At 43.9% G+C, this 18,588-nt stretch carries 12 protein-coding genes; 1 reads left to right on the top strand and 11 read right to left on the bottom strand.

Features of this window, described 5'->3' with window-relative positions; translation table 11 throughout:
* Positions 1 to 32 precede the first annotated feature (32 nt).
* Entirely contained in the window at positions 33 to 1,001 is a 969-nt protein-coding gene (locus ACX9YW_RS12365) for a LacI family DNA-binding transcriptional regulator (protein ID WP_460346748.1), read from the top strand.
* Between the two features lie 39 nt (positions 1,002 to 1,040).
* On the opposite strand, the gene ACX9YW_RS12370 is transcribed toward ACX9YW_RS12365, so the two are convergent.
* From ACX9YW_RS12370 to ACX9YW_RS12420, 11 genes are all read right to left on the bottom strand, one after another.
* Entirely contained in the window at positions 1,041 to 2,402 is a 1,362-nt protein-coding gene (locus tag ACX9YW_RS12370) for a glucoamylase family protein (RefSeq protein ID WP_460346750.1), read from the bottom strand.
* A gap of 58 nt (positions 2,403 to 2,460) precedes the next feature.
* Positions 2,461 to 3,717, bottom strand: a complete 1,257-nt coding sequence (locus tag ACX9YW_RS12375) for a hypothetical protein (RefSeq protein ID WP_460346752.1) — start codon at positions 3,715 to 3,717, stop codon at positions 2,461 to 2,463.
* Between the two features lie 89 nt (positions 3,718 to 3,806).
* Positions 3,807 to 6,221 carry a beta-galactosidase gene (locus ACX9YW_RS12380; protein WP_460346754.1) on the bottom strand — a complete coding sequence of 805 codons (2,415 nt, stop codon included), beginning with the start codon at positions 6,219 to 6,221 and terminating at the stop codon, positions 3,807 to 3,809.
* A 64-nt stretch (positions 6,222 to 6,285) separates the two neighbouring features.
* Complete coding sequence (locus tag ACX9YW_RS12385) at positions 6,286 to 7,236, bottom strand: carbohydrate ABC transporter permease (protein ID WP_460346756.1); 951 nt, start codon at positions 7,234 to 7,236, stop codon at positions 6,286 to 6,288.
* A 15-nt stretch (positions 7,237 to 7,251) separates the two neighbouring features.
* Positions 7,252 to 8,112 (bottom strand): carbohydrate ABC transporter permease, encoded by an 861-nt coding sequence (locus ACX9YW_RS12390; protein ID WP_460346758.1) that lies wholly within the window; start codon positions 8,110 to 8,112, stop codon positions 7,252 to 7,254.
* A gap of 2 nt (positions 8,113 to 8,114) precedes the next feature.
* Positions 8,115 to 10,373, bottom strand: a complete 2,259-nt coding sequence (locus ACX9YW_RS12395) for a DUF5696 domain-containing protein (protein ID WP_460346761.1) — start codon at positions 10,371 to 10,373, stop codon at positions 8,115 to 8,117.
* Positions 10,366 to 12,387, bottom strand: a complete 2,022-nt coding sequence (locus ACX9YW_RS12400) for a YIP1 family protein (RefSeq protein WP_460346763.1) — start codon at positions 12,385 to 12,387, stop codon at positions 10,366 to 10,368. Before ACX9YW_RS12400 ends, ACX9YW_RS12395 begins: the two co-directional genes overlap by 8 nt.
* A gap of 18 nt (positions 12,388 to 12,405) precedes the next feature.
* A complete protein-coding gene (locus ACX9YW_RS12405) occupies positions 12,406 to 13,281 on the bottom strand; it encodes a carbohydrate ABC transporter permease (protein ID WP_460346764.1) in 876 nt (291 codons plus the stop codon).
* Positions 13,282 to 13,300: 19 nt separating this feature from the next.
* Positions 13,301 to 14,191 (bottom strand): carbohydrate ABC transporter permease, encoded by an 891-nt coding sequence (locus ACX9YW_RS12410; protein ID WP_460346766.1) that lies wholly within the window; start codon positions 14,189 to 14,191, stop codon positions 13,301 to 13,303.
* Positions 14,181 to 17,135, bottom strand: coding sequence for an extracellular solute-binding protein (locus tag ACX9YW_RS12415; protein WP_460346768.1), 2,955 nt, complete (start codon positions 17,133 to 17,135; stop codon positions 14,181 to 14,183). Before ACX9YW_RS12415 ends, ACX9YW_RS12410 begins: the two co-directional genes overlap by 11 nt.
* 24 nt (positions 17,136 to 17,159) lie before the next feature.
* Positions 17,160 to 18,557: an ABC transporter substrate-binding protein gene (locus tag ACX9YW_RS12420; RefSeq protein WP_460346770.1), complete on the bottom strand. Its 1,398-nt coding sequence runs from the start codon at positions 18,555 to 18,557 to the stop codon at positions 17,160 to 17,162.
* Positions 18,558 to 18,588: the final 31 nt, after the last annotated feature.

Here is an 18,588-nt window from a genome sequence, read left to right on the forward strand (position 1 = left end):
ACACGGCGACACGGACGTTAGGAGAATTCGTTATGGTTAGTATCAAGGATATTGCGAAGAAAGCTGGGGTTTCGATTTCAACCGTTTCCTATGCGTTAAATGGTAGCGCTAAGCTATCTGAGGAAACAACGGCGAAAATTTTAGCCATCGCAAAAGAATTAAATTACATCCCCAATGCAGCGGCAAGAACACTTAAAAAAAGACAAACGAAAATTATTGGGGTATTTTTAACCGAATATAGTGGATCTTTCTACGGACAGTTGCTTCAGGGAATGCGGGAGACGCTCATTCAAAGGGGCTATGATCTAATCGTTTGTAGCGGCGACCACTCCCATCGCTTTATACCCGAAGGAATGATTGACGGTGCGATTATTTTAGATGCGACGTTTTCGAGCGAAGAAATCATCAGATATGCCGAGCGTGGCCATAAATTAGTCGTGCTTGACAGAGAATTGGAGCACCCCAATATATGCCAAGTGCTCCTTGATAATAAAAGCGGCGCCGAATTGGCGCTTCAATATTTCATTGATAAAGGTCATACCAAAATCCACCTGCTTACAGGCCCGAAAGGTTCCTACGACTCGACCCAGAGGATGCAGGCGGTACAAGAAAAAGCAAGCAAGCTTCCTAATTTTGAATACTTAGAGCTTGCAGGAGACTTTACTAAAGCTGCTGGAGAGCGACTGGCACAGCAATTAGTGCAAAACTATTCTTCGCCGGTTGCGATCTTTTGCTTCAATGATGAAATGGCGATCGGATTGTATGATTATTTAGCGCAAACTCCTTTTCGGGTCGGCACGCATTTCCATATTGTCGGTTTTGATAATCTCGAAGTTTCCCATTATTTGAGCCCTCGTCTCACTACGATTGATTATTCGAAGCAAAAATGGGGCTCGATCGCATCAGAACAATTATTGAACTTACTGGAAAATCAACCGGTAGACAACAAGACAATTTACGTAACCCTGCTTGAAGGCAAATCCGTCAATCCGGCTAAGTAAAAAAAGGTGCCCTTCTATCCACCAGGGGGCACCTTTTGTTCATTTAATTAGAAAATCCTCTTCTGTTAAAAGATATTCCGCTTGTTTAACCCGTTCATCACGATGGAAATAGTCTCTGATGACGCCATCTTTCAAATAATTAGCAATCGCTACCATGATCATTCCTTGATCCAACGCTAAATACGCTTTCGTGACCTTTCTGGTTTTCACATTGACAGAATCATAAAAACCGTAATCACTGAAGGTGTTCAAGTCTTTTAGCCCTTGGATATTACTTAGGACCTCCATCGGAGCATAATCCAAGGCAAGGAAGGAGGCGTGTGCTGTTACCGTTCCGTTATCTTTGTAGCCTGATGTTCCTAATGGTGTCGCCCCAAATTCACTGTATCCATCGGGAGTCGCCGAGGGTGAAAATCCCCACACCGGATACCCCTTTTCTTTGGCAAAAGCAATTTGAATGTCAACATGATGTTGATTGTTCAATCCCAGAGCATTCACACCTAGCTCTTTCTCCTTTAAGACGAGACTTGGCATTAACGCCTCGAACATACTTCCACCCCAGGTTGGGACAAACTTGACATCCTTGTATTGGTAATGTCCTTGGTAAACCTCGACCCCATGATACTCGCGCTTTTCCCCCGTTGGAGCCTGCGCTTGCCAATTATCCTTTGCAGGCAGGGTTCGATACGTTTTCCACCAATGCTCACTAGGCACATCACCTTTACTGATGGCGATATAACTGCCTAACCGCGGTTCTGTATAAAACATCCCGTAATGATGGCCGGTCAGTTCCGCTTGATCGACGAAATAGCCGCCACGGAACTGCCCTACCTTTGGATCATAAAGCGTCGAATAATCCATTTCATTTACTAGTCTCGTAGTCTGTTCCAATAACGAAGGATAGGCCTGTCCGGCGGTAATCAAGCCGGCTGACAGCCACCCATTGTCCACTTGCGAGATAAACTGGCCCCAGTCTTTTTTCAATGACCCATCTTCAGTGTGATACCAATTGTAAAAAAGACCGTTCCACTTCGGCATTTTTTCAAGCGTGTCAATCGTTATTCCCAACCGTGCGACCGCTTCCTCCTCCGTTAAAATGCCCATTTCCTCGGCCGACAGGGTACTAAGGATATACATCGCGATATTCGTTGGGGAAGTGTGTTTGCCTTCCTCCTTCCCCGCCCCTCTGATCCGGACAATATCACTGGTAAGCCCCGTTTCCGGGTCAGTGAAATCTTCAAAATAAAGATACGTCTTTTCCGCTATCGACTCAAGTTCCGTTTGGAGAGCTTTTTCCTCAGGACTTTCTTGTTTGACTAACATTGACATCGCCATGGAAGCGGCTACCAGCGCTCCTAGAAAGACAATGACAACGATGTATACCATTCTTTTTTTAACCATTGAAACTCCTCCCCGAACCATCTATTTGTAAGGAGACAGCCATCCCGGCTTAAGCGGATTATTTAACAAGTCGGTCGGTAAAAAAATTCATCCCATGTTTAAATGCCGTTAATCCGTATAACATCGAGCTCCAATCGATTAAGGTAACTTTTGTTGGATACCAACGGTTCGGCTGATTGAGATGCCACCAGGAATAACGATGCAAGCCGTACTTATAAGCGGACTTGAACTTTTCTTCATCCTCTTGGTCCTCCGGATTGCTGTAAACATCATACGGAATGTGAAGACGATATAAAGCATACAAGTCATAGATTCCGCCTGGATAAACTGGTAGAAAACCCGCGACAATATACGCCGATGCGACATCATGCGGTGAATCAAGAATTCGATCGGCATGATACCCACCGTGCAGCCCATCATCAGGACCTGCTCCATATCCCCACACATATGAACCGACATCGCTTAATTCCTTCCACTTGAGCCGATCGGCCATACAAGCATTTTCGTAAAATTGGCGATAGGTTGGACTGGTCGCATAATCTGGAACTAAGTAAAACGGAAATTGATGGACAAATGATGATAAAAAGGCGGTTGCGTCATGGTCAGTCAGTACCGGAATATCACGATAATGGATTTGTGGTAAATCGTTCATTCGTTCTTCGGCGAAGCTATTATGCCATAAGGCTTGAATATCCTCGTCTTCCGGCTGACACAACAGCGCCAGGTAAGCGACAATGACATATTCATTGTAAGCCGGTAACGGCAATGTCCCTTCGCCATCCTTGACGACCATGTTGATGACACCCTTTTCTTTATCATTCACGACCACACGCCAGTCAATCGATTTTAGGAGCATCTGAGCAAGTTCGGCAATCTCGGGTCTTTTCTCCTTAAAATGTTGGCCGGCAAAAAGAGCCCCAGCAACCAATAAGGATGTGTCAATCGTCGATATTTCCGAGTTCAGGTTCTCCCCCGTTTCCATATCGACGAAATGGGCGAAGAAACCGGTTTTCTCATCTCGTGCCACCTTGCAGCCTTCGATTTGACCTAAACAAGCTTTTAATGTGATGATGGCTTTATCGGCCGCCTTGTCATCCCAGTTTTCCAAATCGGCAATCGCCAGGCTAATCAGGCCGACTCCGGTCGCAGCAATGGAGCAACGGAAATCGGGGTTTTCTCCCAATGTCATATAGCCATCTGCATACAAGCCTGTCCGCGGATGACGCGAGGCTTCGTATAGGGCATACGAGTCAAAATGCTGGCGATCAAAAAACGCCTTTACATCCTTTGGTAGTTCGTTATAAAAATTAGTCATGACAGTCTCCTCCTGTATTTAAAGGCTGTGGTAAAGTAGACTGTTGATTTCCGCTGCAGGTACTTAACCAACATTGTCCTTTCCACAGCCTAGTCAAAATAGATCGTTAAGCGATCATCGACTTTAGCATGCTTAAGACTTTTAATGAATGTAATGTCGCCATTTTTCTCAATCGAATAATCGTTGTTTGGCGCGATTGGTTTGTTTGTTTGGATGGCAATCACATCTGAACTTTGCGTCAACCGGAACTGCATCGATTGTTCGTTAACTTCGGTAATTTCGGCGGTCGAATAGACAATTTTACACTCATTTACCTGGACATTCACCGGTAACATCACGCCGTCTTTTCCTTGGAGCATGATTTTCCGACCGTCAAAGACTGGCTTTTCTTGATCATACACCTTGAATTCCTTATCAAAGCCATCAAGATTGAGGATGTGAATAAATCGCTCTCCCGCTTGATTGGCAACGGAAGTCATAAAGATCCCGTGTTCCTGGCAGTCGTGGGTAAGCTTCGCCTTTGCTCCCAGCTTTTCAAAGCCTTCTTTAAAAAATTCGATGTCACAGGAATAAGCATTGGCCATCACAATCGCCAACCCCTTACCGACGGAAACCTCAAAGGAACAAACCTCATCATTTTCATAAACGCGAAGTAAAGGGACGGCTTGACCGGTGATATCAAAAGTTTGCGCAAAATGAGTTCTTACTTCCGGACGTGGCGCCGCCCAATTCTCTGCGTAAACCGAAAGAAAATGGCGATGCGAGTCGCGATAAACGCCTTTAGGGACAACTCCCAAGCTTTTCGCCAACAGCGTACAAGGATTCCCTTCCATATCAAATTGCGGAACCTCACCATAGAGGAAAATCCCGCCGCCGTTCTCCAAATATTCGACAAGCTTCTGTTGAATCGCTGCATCCATATATTTAGCGGAAGGCAGTGCCAGTACCGCCGTCTCGTCAACCGATAGAGGTTTATTTTGAATGTCAACGGCCCCAAAACGATAACCTGATAGCAGCATCGCTTTCGCCATGATCTCCCAAGCACCCGAAGAACGATGCGCTTCAATATTTGTCAGAATCGCTTTCATTTTTTCACTATGAGGATAGCGATATTCAGTCATGTAATAATCAGGGATAAACGCAAAGGCGACATCGTCCCGTTCCTCGTTCATCACCGCCAATTTGTCGGCCATAGCCATCACCGTTGTAATCGCTCTCGCCATTCGCGGAAACGTGTAGTTCAACTCGCCTTCAGGGCTAACAGGTGCAGCAAAGCCATGGCGTTCTCCGGTAATCGCGATTCGGTCATTGCCATCTCCGACCTTTGTCTCGAGGCGATAATTTCTTCCCCCGGCAAACAGATAATAATTCAACAGACGATTTCCTTGCGCGATGCACATTCTTGTTTTAAAATCAGCCGCCGATATGTCATAACGGCTACCTAAATTATTGCCGAAATTTCCGTCCCCGCAGTTGAATTCAACCGACGTCAGTGGCTGGTCGTGATGATGAACGGCATCCATAAAGCCATTGATTAAATATAAATCTTGAAACGTGACAATATCCAAATCACCAAAATAAATATCCGAACCCGATAGATAATCAGAGGCCTGGGTATAAGATTCATAGAGCTGGCTGATGCCAATTGGGTAAGTGAAGCCCCTGCCTCCGCCAGTGCCATGAATATTGACGACAAACGGAATATCCCTGGCACCGAACTCTTCGGCATAGCTTCGTAGCGTATGTATATATTGGGCAAAGCGATGTCTCATATAATAGCCTAAATCCTTTAATAGTTCGGCTGCATATTCTTCTTGAGGTGAGCGAATCGCCTTGTTGCGCACGGTTGTGTCAGTTAAAAGAAACGGGTATCTTCTACTCAAAGTCTCTTGGTCGTAACGGTTCTTTAACCATTGGGAGAACTCATCCAACACAAAGTCCGTTAAGTCCGGGCAATTACTCACCCATGAAAGCATCCCGACCTCATTATCAAGCTGGAAGGCGATGATGTTTCCGCCATTGGTGTGCAATCTTGGGGTCACAATCTCCATCAGCGACTTGTACCAATTGCGTACCTCTTGTAAAAATCCTGGCGCATTATAATCAACCGTTGGCGTTGTCGCCGGGTTCCCATCCCAACAAACCGGGATAATTTCTGGATGTTTTTGATAAACCCAATAAGGTAGACCTTCATTCTTCATTTCCGCCATAATAAAAGGGCCTGGACGGACAAAAAAGTACAAACCATTTTCCTGACATAAATCGATGAAACCGGCTAAATCAAGTTCTGGGCGAGTTTTTCCTTGTAAATCCACCTGACCTTCTTCCGGTTCATGCAAGATCCACGGAACGTAGGTAGCGACCGCATTGCAGCCGGCAAGTTTAAGTTTATCTAAACGGTCCTGCCATTCATCACGCGCAAGGCGGAAATAATGGATCTCCCCACACATAATGAGCTGCGGCTTGCCGTCGATGATAATTTGTTTATTCTTAATTTCAATCATAAACGGAACCTCCTTTTTTAATAAAAAGGGTGGTAAAAGCGTTCTCCTACCACCCCTTTATGCATTATTCACCTGTAATTCCGGATCGGTCGACGCCTTCGACGAACCAGCGTTGGGTAATGAAATAGACAATTAATAACGGCAAGATGGAGAGAATCGTTCCAGCCATTTTAATTCCCTCATTGATTTGATTTCCACTCGCCCCCATACCAGCCGGAAACATTTTTTGATAGGTGGCAACGAATTTTTGCAATTGTAATGGCAAGGTCGTTAGCTTATCCCCAAAATAAATGGCGGCAAGGTACGTTTCATTCCAATACCAAACAAACGAAAACAGGAAGGAAATAATGATTGCCGGAACCGCCATCGGTAGGGCAATCGTAAAAAAGATCCGAAAGTGGCCCGCCCCATCAATTTGGGCCGCCTCCTCCAGCGCTTTCGGAACCATCCGGAAGAACTGATAAAAAATCAAAATGAAAATCGCACTGTTAAGACCTTGGCCAAAAGCCGCCGGAAGCAGAAACGCCTTCAGACTTCCGAGAATATTTAATTCATTGAAAAATAAATATCTTGGAATCAACGTCACCTGCGGCGGAATGATAAAGGTCGCCAGGACGAGGACAAAGATGATCTTTTTTCCTTTAAAATCAAACCGAGCCAAGCCGTAACCGATGACGGCGGCAACCGCTGTTTGAGCAATCGCCGGTAAACTCGTCACATATAGTGTCTTCACCAGCGTCGAAAAGAAATTCAACACCTGGTTCGCTCGAGTATAATTTTCCAAATACAAGTGGGTCGGAATCCAGTTCACCAGCGGATTGAGCAGGTCATCCAGGCTTTTAAAGCTATACACACCCATATAAAGAAGCGGGAATAAATAGACAAACCCGATGCCCACCAACAAGCCGTAAATGAGCAGCTTCATAAGCAATCCATCTGTTCCCTGCATGCCTAAAAAGAATCGTTTCACTTTCAAATAAATGGTATGGAATTGATGAAGTTTTGAATGTTGCATGCTGCCCCCTCCCCTTTATGTGTAATTTTTCTTTCCTTTTAGGGTCATAGCCCCAATACTTAAAAGAAGTGCCAGTGCAATGATGAGAAAATAGAGCCAAGATAAGGCCGATGCATAGCCAAAGCCGGTATCGATCTTGAACATATTCGTTTGGATATGTTCAATGACCGGATTGAGCGGCGAAATCGAATAGGTAACAATCGTATAAATCGTATTGACCAATATCATCGGGAATAGACTTGGCAGGGTGACCTTCCAAAACGATTCCCAATTCGAAGCACCGTCAATTTTCGCCGCCTCATAGATTTGTTTGTCCATTTTTTGCAGCGCTGCCAGAAAGATTAAGATTTGTACCCCGGAAAACCAGAGGATTAAGATCAAATTTTTAATCAAATAAAGTAGAATCCCGTTAAAAAAACCTTCAGGATTTGCCGCTAAGACTTGGTAAATCGCATATTGTTCGATCGAGGGTATCGTCGTGATTCCCTGTTCAATCAATTCCTTCATCACTGGTCCACTGAAGATAATCACCGGCAGGAAAAAAATCGTCCGAAACATTCCCCGAAAGCGAATATTTTGATTCAGGAGTAACGCAATAATTAAGGAAAAAACGATAATAATCGGTACGGATACGACCATTTCCTCTAAATACTTCGTTAGCTTTGTCATAAAAAGGGCATCAACCACAAAGGCGTATTCAAAGTTTTCAAATTTGATAAACTGTGTTTGGATGCCACTGGTGGTAATTTTTACCTTTTGAAAGCTTAGATATAAGGAATAAAGAAGGGGAAAAGCGGTAAAAACCGAAAAACCGATGACCCATGGTGAAATAAATAACCACCCGATCGTGCTTCTCTTTGTCAGTAACCTCTTCACCGCTAATCCCTCCTTTCCGTGATCGCAAAATCCTTGGCTGGCACTAAAATGCCGGCTCGCTGATAACCTACGTCCGTATAATTGACGATAATTATTTTTCCATTCGAATAAGTGACTTCGGCAATTCCCGCTTCAGGGATTTCCCGATTAATGATTGTCGCCCCTTCAACTTGCCCTAGACTTTTTTCTATTTGTTGGTATTGTTTAACAATTGCATCCTTCCAAATCGAAAATTCGGAAGTATAAACATGCCCGGAGGCTGTTTTCATTAATAAATAGGATGGCTGTTCCGTCAGCAAAAAGCTCGGGTAGGCACCGAATTCAATCATCCGTAACATTTCCTCGACAGGACTGGCATGGAAGTTCGAAAATGGCGCGAAATAAGGCATATAGCCCTTTAAAACAATTTGCAGAAACGGAACCGTATCCGTTTCAAACACATAGCCCGAAGAAAACATCGGGATATCTAAGTACCGGTCGGCTTGGTTCCAGGCATACACACTCGGTTCATATAACGCAACCCCGCCCATTTTCTGATTCATTTCTTGAAAGAGCTTGCTGTAGGTGGCCAACGTTTGCATCCGGTTCGTCTCACCGGACTTGCTAAAATCAGAAAATAACGTGTAGCCTGTCGAATCAATCGCCAGATTAGTAATCCCTTGTTTTTCGAATTGCCCGACATCCTCTTTTGCCATTTGTAACGATTTTAACGGAGACAGATAAAAGACTTTCTCCTTCCACCCCTGCAAAGAAATCGTTTCAGAACTGATTTTCTTGGCGACATCCTTACCCCCGGAATAACCGGATGCCCCTTCATAGGCCTTCGTGTAATCGGTATGAAAGTAGAGTGGGATATCGTTCTTATTTAAAGCTGCCGTCGTTTCCTTTAAGTCGTTTGAACTGCCAAGCTTCCGCTCAAGAGGAAATTTAGCCGGGAGCGTCCCTGTTAAACCACCTTTTGACCAGCCTTTATAGATGACAAACAGATTATCAACCTGATGCTGCTTCAACTCATCGGTCATCACCGGGATTTGGTTCAGCTCTGTCATGGGAATAACCGAATCCCAAAGCAGGCCAGATTTTGCCTCACCACCAAGAAACTCCAGTCGAACCTCGACTTTGTCGTCCTGCTTCGTTAACTGGCCATGGTTGACGAGATATTGCTGATATCGTTTCGCCATCCCAACATAATCTGCATGTTCGTCTTTTAAAAATAAGTACCGAAGCTTGATATTAACGTCATTCGCCTTATCTTGGTAAAGGTTAATCCCATTCAGCCGCTTACTCGTCGGTTGATAGTAGGCATAGCGATAATGAAATTGAGCTGTGATCCAGTTGAAATCAGTGGAAACACCTGCCGAGTAGGCAAGGATATCCCCATAGGCGTATCCATCTTCAATTACTGTCAAAAAGGCATTTTGCTTCACGCCATGAACGGCTCCAAAGATCGGCATCTTCATTTGCTGGACCGGATTCACCGGGCTGAAGCTCGTATTCGTTCGTTCAAACGCTTCATCCCTGCCAAAAATCGCGCCTACGAAAGGAGTGTCTCCTCTTTTTTTACTTTTCTCATAACGAACTAACGCTCCACTGCCATCCGGCAAGAACATATAACCGTTGATATCATTCTGGTGGGCTGCACCAAAGAACGGGTACACCTTCAGCGAAATCAATTGGGCCTTCTTATTTTCGACGATGCTTTCCTTTGGTATCGACACAAGTATCTGATCGTCTTCCAGTTCAACACTCAGCTGAAATTGAAGTTTCGCTTGGTTTAAAAACACTTTGGCTTGAAACCCCTTTTGGGTCTTCGTCACTTTCGGTCGTGATTGATTTGTAAGGATACTTTCCGTTTTCACTTTACCCTTTTGATCGGCGTACTCTATCGTAACCGCCGACTGAATCATTTGCGTCCATGTTTTGTTAATCCGGTATTGCTCCGGGTGATCAAGCCCGGAATTCCAAACATATCCGGTATGCTTATCGCGGATTTTAATGGCTAACGACTTAGGGTCTACAAACAGGCTATAGCTGCTATTTTCCGTCACTCTCTCAAAGCCTTCAAAGGAAACCGTTTGTTCCACTTTTTCACCTAAGCGATTTTCCGGTTTCGTGTAGGCCGCCGAAGTTAATTTCATTTCCGTTTGAACCTTCTCGCTTTTTAACAACGGTTGCTCCGATTTCGACTGTTGAACCGCGTCGGCAATCACATGGACCGGTACGATGATAAGAATAAATGCAATGAGTAGTTTTCTATACACGTAGAATGACCTCCCTCACGATGGAGTAGACGAAGTCATAGACTTGGTCAAACAACACCATCAAGATGAACACAACAAGAATCATGATGACCATGCCAAACAAGGTGATGAAAATGTTCCGTACCGTTTCAGAGAAGGAGTAATTGTGTATTTCCTTGATCATGATAAAAAGAATCAGTAAACACCACGCGTAAATGAGGCGGGTGGAAAATAGATAGATAAAGGACTCATTAAAGGTTAGGACATTGGAAATCAACGTAATCGGTAAAATGAACACGATATACGGAGCCAGCGAATACACGGTACCGATATAGATATCCTTCAGTCTGCCTTCCCCATCATTAATCGTACTCACCATATAGTTAATGACCACAAATAAGAGAATCGGCACAAACACGATCGCTGTTTCAACGAGTAAGCTTGTTTCAACACCAATCGGCTTAGCAAACAAGAATCCTGTCTGAAACTTCGCAAGTAAATATTCGATAAATAATAGAATATAGAGAATCGTCGCCGATAAAACCGACGCATATTGCTTTCGTTTTAAATAATAAAAACTGTCAATCGGATGTCTAAAAAATTGCCCTAGAAACAATAGCTCCGACACTAATTTCTGTGCCCGCCACTTTCTCCATCTTTCGCGTGGCGTTTTCAACACGTTCCACTTGCGGTCAACTCGTTTAATCACATAATAGATGACAATCAAGAGAATCAGACCAAGAAAAACGGTAGCAAGGTGGTCCTGCAACCAAACTTGGCGAACCTCCCAAAAGGCATCGGAGTAGCCCCAATAATCTTTGGACAACTTGAATTCTTCCAATGATTTTTCATAGTCTTGTTGCTTATAATAGGCCTTTCCCATCGCCGTATGGGCGAGCTTAAACGTAGAATTCAACGACAAGACCGTTTCCCAATACTGCTGACTTTCGACATACAAGCCTTCTTTAAATAAAGCGATCCCTTTATGGACTTGTTCGGCAAAGGCCGTTTCTTCTAGAACAGTGATCATCCCTCGTTCCTTATCGGTAACATAAAGCCTTCCAGCTCGGTCAATCGTAATCCCGGTTGGCTGTTTAAAAAGCCCAAGGCGATTAGAACCATCATCCGCTCCGCCGAACACAAAGAGAAAATGACCGAAGCTATCAAACTCATGAATTTCGCCATAACTATCAATCGTAAAAATATTCCCATTTTGATCCACCGTGATATCTTGATAGGTTGGATCCCAAGAAATATAAGGGTCGAGCATATTTTTCCCGGCGACATTTAATTTTTTGATAACCTCATTTTCAGTCCCTGCTGTGACCGAATAAATCAGTCCTTGTTGATCAATGACAATATTGTCAGGGGCTGGCGGTGTTTTTAAAAACATTCGTGACTTTTGCGTCTCGGTTGTTAGTAAGTTTTTAATAACAGAAGTGAGCGACACATCGGTCGAATTGACTCCATAGTATCCCAAAAAGGAGCCATCCTGACTAAGTTGGATGATCCCGTTTGTCGATCCCTCACTAATCACATACAGATTCCCTCGGCGGTCAACGGCAACCTTTTGTGGCTTAAAGGGCGATGTGCGACCAAATAAAGGGGAATCGGGTCTGCCAAACTCCGCGACCACTTCGCCTGTAGGAGAAAAACGGTACACCTTCTCCTTTGCATAATCCGCAACATAAATGTCCCCTGCCTCATCAACAAACACCCCAGTTGGTGTTTCAAGCGTGCCCACGCCAACCTCGGCTAGTTTCGTTCCATTTTCATTGGCGACGATCACTTTTTTCGTCGCTGAATCGACCACATAAATGTTCCCGTTCGTGGCGGCAAAGATATCCTCCGGACTGACAATTTCTTCATCTGCAAGGAAAACACCAAGTGGAGCAAAAGCCGTTTGTGTTTCAACTAGTCCCCAATCTGCCGACAATGTTCCTGTTTTATAAGGGACAGATGCAAACGTGAGGGATTGAAAAGGGATAATAATTAATAGTAAGGTGCATATAAGGATTCGAATGGTATGCTGCAACACCCTCCCCCCTCTCTTTTACTTGATTCCTGAATGGGCCATTGTATTCATGACCTGACTTTGCAGGAAGATAAAAATGATTAAATTTGGTACAAACATGATCAGGGAGGCAGCAGCTGCCATCCCTTGACCAGCAACGCTGTTTCCTGCTTGCGAAGTCAAAGTCGACATATAAAAGGCAAACGTTTTTAACCCTTCATCGTTCACATACAAGGTCGAACTTTCTGTACTATTCCAAACCATTTGAAAGCTTAGAATGGCAACGGTGGCAATGGCTGGCTTAATCAGCGGGATAATAATTTTTGTGAAAATTTGAAAATCCGAGGCACCGTCTAATTTAGCTGCCTCAATCAACTCATCGGGTATTTGATCAATGAACTGCTTGACCAAAAATAAACCGATTGGCATCGCCAATAATGGAACAATGTGAACAAGAAAGTTATTAATCAACCCTAACTCCTCGATTAATAAGTATCTCGGAATCGCTACCGCCGCCGGTACGAACATTAAAGCAATCGTATTAATCTCAAAGATCGTCTTTTTCATTTTGAACGTTTTCTTTGATAAAGCGTATCCGGCCATCGTACTGATCAAGACCGTGAAAAAAACGACCAACAGCGTAATGACAATACTGTTAAATAAATAACGTGTCATCGGAATTCCCGTGGCATTCGCTTGTCCAAACAGGTCGGCAAAGTTTTGCCAGGTCGGTTTTTCCACGAAAAACCTTGGTGGATAAGCAAATAGCTCATCAATCGGTTTAAAGGCATGGAAAACAATAAAAATAATCGGCAACGCCATAAAAATCGCCAACGGAATTAAAAAGACAAGAAACTTTATTTGGCTTTTATGAAACTTGGCTGGATTCATTTTTGTTCCCTGAAAGGCTGACATCCAAATCACTCCTTCGTTGTTAATCTTTTTCACCAAACAGTTTCCAGGCAACTTTTGAAAATGCATACACGACAAGTAAGAGCACAACGGAGATCGCTGCGGCATATCCCATTTCATAGCGGATAAAGCCAAAGTCCTCTAAGTGGTTGACCATTAATTGTCCTGCATATTGTGGTGTCGGATTCGCCCCTGAAAGGGCAACCCCAATGGCACCTGCCTGAAACGTTCCAACAACGGCCATGACAGCACCGAACAGCATTTGCGGTTTCATGGAAGGAATGGTAATGTAAATCACCTCTTGAAAACGATTCTTAATTCCATCAATATAACCGGCTTCATAGATCTCCGGATTGATATTCAGAACCCCTGACAGCATCGCCAAAAATCCAACACCCATACTTCCCCAAAGCGTCACAAAGATCATAATTTTCATCAGATATTCCGGGGATTGTAACCATTGAATCGGCTCAAATAATACCCCCATGGAAATCAATAAACTATTTAAATACCCCGTTTGGTCACCACTAAAGATAATCGTCCAGACAACCGCCATTGCGACACCGGCTGTCATCGACGGAGAATAGATAATCAGCGCTAAGACCGTTCTCATCTTGCTCGGGACTTGTGCAAGGGCCCAAGCAAGAATGAACGAAAGAATATAGCCCCCTGGACCGACGATCAAGGCAAAGGTCAATGTATTTGGTAAAACCTTCTGCATAAACACCTGGTCCTGGGTCAGTAAACTGACATAATTGTTTAAACCGGTAAACCTCGGCGCCTCAATCGCATTAAAATAGGTGAAGGACAACAGCATCGCTGCACTAACAGGAATAATAATAAATGCAGTAAAAAAGAGAATATAAGGGCTTAAGAATACCCAATGACCATAATCTCGCTGCTTATTTTTCATCTTCATCGCCTGCCCAACTCTTTACTTGGTCAATGGTAGGAATCGGATAAGGCTTGACCATTTGACCATTTTTCATATAACCAAATTCCTCCATTTTCCGTTTCATTTCTCGATCGATCGCAATGATCGAGTCATCCACCGCCGACCTTGGATTTTCACCGTCAAATACGACTCGATTCCAGATATTACTTAGCTCACGTTCGACCATATAGGAGCCCGGTGTCTTCGGAACTTCCTTCAAAAACTCCCATTGCTCTAAAATCGCCTGTTTATGTTCTTCCGGCCACGGCAACTGGCGAAATGCCTCCAGGTTGGCGGTATTCCACATATATTCCGGACCATACAAAGTTTGCAAGCTATTGGCAAATTCCGACTGTGTCTCCGTTTGCATCCACCATTTTAAGAGCTCCCATGATTTCTGCTTGTCCTTCGTCCCTTTAAAAATCATTCCCGCTTGCCCCGAACCTGTCGCCCAACGTTCTACTGAACCATCAGCCTGCTTGATCCCCGGCTGCGGTGTAATTTCCCACCATCCGGCAATCTCCGGAGCGGCAGCCGTTAATTGAACATAGGTAGCAAAGCTCGATACACCAATAGGCAACGTCGAATATCGGAAATGATTGTAGAAATTCGGCACCTGTAGTGGAAGGCTGTAAATGGTATTCAGATCGGCCATGAATTGAATCCCCTTAAGGGCTGCTTCCGTTCCAATCGCCGTTTTCATCCCATCCGGTTCATATAAGTCCCCATTGAATTGGTAGATAAATGGAGCCGTTGTTTGGAATGGTTTAAAGGCGGTCGCCCCTGAAATTGGCGTATAATAATTCATCCCGAATCGCTGTAGCTCCGGCAAGATACTAATGACATCATCCCAGGTGTCAGGCACTGGCAGATGTAATGCATTTAAAATATCTTTCCGATAAAACTGAACATAAAAATCCTGGGTTTCCGGTAAAGCATAAACCGAATCCTCAATCATTAACGGTAAAAAAGCCCCAGGCGAAAACTGTTTGCTGTATGACTCAAAATCATCAAACTGATGCAAATCAACGGCTGCCCCACGAATCGATAACTCGTATGGTAGCCAGTTACTAATTCCCAATGCGACATCCGGCTGCTTCCCGGCAGCACTTGCTAACACTAATTTAGATTCATCGGGCATCAGCGAAAACTTGACGACAATCCCCGTCTCCGGTGTAAAGGTCCGGTCGGCCAGATTTTGAATAACTTCGACATATTGCCGCGGACGGTTCACCCAAACCTCAATCGTATCACCCTTGGTACTTGCAACCGAATAATCTCCCGAAGTAAAGGAAAGCACAAACCGTTTCAGACTATGCCATACTTTCCCTAAAATACCAATCGTTGCCGCAGGTGGTTCCTGGTCACCATGTAGATAAAACCGATCGACGAGCAGTGGCTGCTTCGGTAAATCTACTAATAGATTCCCGAGTAACTGGGCAACCGATGAGGAGCCCTCGGAAAGCTCGGTCAATCGATTCGGAATCTCATCCGGTTTCTCACTTAATTTCCTTAGTTTTTGGGCCGCTAACTGAAGCGAGACCATCTCACTCGAAGATTGCTTCGATTGACTTAAGCCCTTTAAATATTGCTCTTCTTTAAGGAGAACATCCGCCCACCTGGACACTCGCTTTTCAATATCGGGAATGAACTCAGAGATTTTCCAGCCGCGCGAACGGTCTGTTTGGTTCCCGGTTAATTTTTTTATCGAAAGGGATAATTCCTCAATTTCCCTCATTACATCATTGGTGGTGTTAACCGTTCTTTCGATCGGTGAAGCATCCGCTTCTAGGCCGATGCTGTGCTCACCCTTTGACAAGTAGAACAGGAATGGCTCGCCGTTCTCAGCAGCCAAGGTCACATTCGCCCATCTTTTATCAAATTCAAACGTATAGGGTGCCACTTCGGCAAAGGGAATCTTGCCATCAATATAGACTTTGCGAAAAACTGGAGCCCCAGTCGACTTATTCTGTTGGACCTTTAACGTTAACTGATACAAGCCGTCCTGTTCGACGTTTACGTTCCAAGTCACCTTTTGCCCACTCGTCCCCCAAGATTCGCCCCCTAACGCATTTAACAATAAATATTTCGGGTCACTTGGGACGGCAGAAGCGTCTGTAGACGCAAAAGGCCGAACGAACGAGCTATTTTTCGTATAACCAGCCTCCGCTTCAAAGCTTTCGATTAGATTGACCTTCGTTCCTTTATCGTGGGCTTGGCGATACTCTTGGTACGTTGGCCAATTGGTGGTGGAAGTTACCACTAGCTTGCCGACTAACATCTCGCCGCGTAAATTCGCTAATTCGATTGTGTTTTTCCCTTTTTTCAGACGGTATTTTAAAGGAGTTGGCTGCAAATGGCTCGCATCTTCCGCTTTTATTTGGCTCCATTGAATCACAGTGACCTGTTTAGGAATGATTTCATTGCCAAAGCGATCTTTTTCAAATGTATCGGTCTCATTTTTCCAAACAATTGGAAAGACGATCCGCCTACTTTCATAAAAGGGAAACTCCCCGTTTACTTGGATTGAACCCTCTATTGGAATAACCTCTTTACTTAATGGATAATAGTCGAATGAAAGTTCGTACAGACCTTCCATTGGAACTTCCACCTCATAGGAAACCGCTTGTTGATTATGCCAATAGAAAACACTATCCCCGTAACCTTTACTTTTGGCAGCAGGCCATAAATCTTGCTGATTAGCAGAAACGAGGGAATTTGAGGACACCTCAACATTCGAGGCGTCCTTCACTCCTTCTCTTTCCCATGTTCTAAGGACGGTATGATAGCGATCTTCGATGACGTTTTCAGCAGACATCTTCTCACGGTTAGCATTCTCCGCAGAGGCAGTGACAGAGGCAACCCCTTGTGAAAAGATGAAGAAAAGCAAGATCATCATGTTAGCAAATATTCGAGACTTCATACTATCTACCTCCTAGAAACAAAACTACTTATTTTTGATCGCTTCTTGTGCTTCAACCGTGATTTTTTCTGCTAATTCATTCAGCTGCTTCGAATAATCTTCTACTTTTAATTGACCTTTAATAAAGGCGTCGACTAATTGACTAGTATTGGCATTGTCTGCATCGTTTGTTTTGACTCCTGTTAGAGCAGTCCAACGTACATCAACATAGCCAGGAACCATTTTAACCGGTTCGATAATCGCTTTATCAAGATTTTCATAAGCAAGGCGAATTCCAGGCACATCAAGGATTTCGAAGAACTTATCAAGAACTTCTTGGTCGGTATTGATTGGTAATGTATTTAATACTTTCCCTTCAGCTTCAGCGATTTCCATCCGCTTCATGAATCCTTCTTTACCGAAAGACATCCATTTTGCAAAAAGATAGGCTTCTTCAGGATGTTCCGTTGTTTTCGAAATTCCGACAAAGTCATTGGCTACTGCCGTAACTCCACCTGGAATACCAATGAAATCCCAATCAAATGTAGCGTTTTCACTGACATTGGTCGCAGCCCAAGAGCCGTCCCACTTCAGGGCAATTCCACCTTGTACCCAAGCTTGCTCACCGTCTTCACCTTTAAACTTTGCTTTTTGCTCATCTGAAAGCGTATCGTACGAATATCCGTTTGTTGCAAATTCTTTCGCTTGGTTTACAGCATTGATAAATTCTTTACTGTCTAATGCGTAGTGACCATCTTTTAGCGTGTACCAACCCATGTCATGGTTTGCAGCAGCTGGGTACCAGTCCACCACTGAGAATGGATGATTTAAACCTACAACACCGTTGTTCACGTTTGTAACCGTTTTAACACCGGTAACAAAATCTTCAAGAGATGTTCCAAACTCCGGATAATCTAAGTTCGCTGCATTGAAAACATCTTTATTAACAAAATAACCTAAGAAATGTTGCGCCGAAGGAATCGCGAATAATTTACCATTATAAGTAGCAGAGTCTCTTACCGCTTCTGGAATCGTCGCAAAATCTGCATCATTAGCAGCAAGGTCAGTTGCATCTAATAACCAATCATTGGATAATGCTAACGGAATTTGTGGCAAAGCAAACACATCCGGCATATCGCCTGCACTTGCTGCTGTTGCCAATGTCCCGTTCCAATCGGAAGTATTCACCGTTTCATTAAGCTCAATCGTGATATGTGGATATTTATCTTTGAAAGCCGCTAACATCAGGCGTTCTAAATTATTTTCCTCTTCTGTTCCTAAATTCCAATGCGCATACGATAATGTGACTGGCTCTAATTCTTGCTCTTGCTTGTCATTGTCTTTATTTTTGTCTGTCTCTTTGCTTGTGTCTTTAGTATTTGTACAAGCAGCCAGAGCGAAAACGAGAACGAATAAAGTGAAAATGGATAAAATCTTTTTCATATATGACTCTCCCTTAATATTTTTTTAGTGT

This window comes from Pseudoneobacillus rhizolycopersici (assembly GCF_054786815.1).

Coding starts and splice junctions, on each gene's coding strand:
- ACX9YW_RS12365 (WP_460346748.1), top strand. CDS start 33: ATGGTTAGTATCAAGGATATTGCGAAGAAAGCTGGGGTTTCGATTTCA.
- ACX9YW_RS12370 (WP_460346750.1), bottom strand. CDS start 2,402: ATGGTTAAAAAAAGAATGGTATACATCGTTGTCATTGTCTTTCTAGGA.
- ACX9YW_RS12375 (WP_460346752.1), bottom strand. CDS start 3,717: ATGACTAATTTTTATAACGAACTACCAAAGGATGTAAAGGCGTTTTTT.
- ACX9YW_RS12380 (WP_460346754.1), bottom strand. CDS start 6,221: ATGATTGAAATTAAGAATAAACAAATTATCATCGACGGCAAGCCGCAG.
- ACX9YW_RS12385 (WP_460346756.1), bottom strand. CDS start 7,236: ATGCAACATTCAAAACTTCATCAATTCCATACCATTTATTTGAAAGTG.
- ACX9YW_RS12405 (WP_460346764.1), bottom strand. CDS start 13,281: ATGTCAGCCTTTCAGGGAACAAAAATGAATCCAGCCAAGTTTCATAAA.
- ACX9YW_RS12410 (WP_460346766.1), bottom strand. CDS start 14,191: ATGAAAAATAAGCAGCGAGATTATGGTCATTGGGTATTCTTAAGCCCT.
- ACX9YW_RS12415 (WP_460346768.1), bottom strand. CDS start 17,135: ATGAAGTCTCGAATATTTGCTAACATGATGATCTTGCTTTTCTTCATC.
- ACX9YW_RS12420 (WP_460346770.1), bottom strand. CDS start 18,557: ATGAAAAAGATTTTATCCATTTTCACTTTATTCGTTCTCGTTTTCGCT.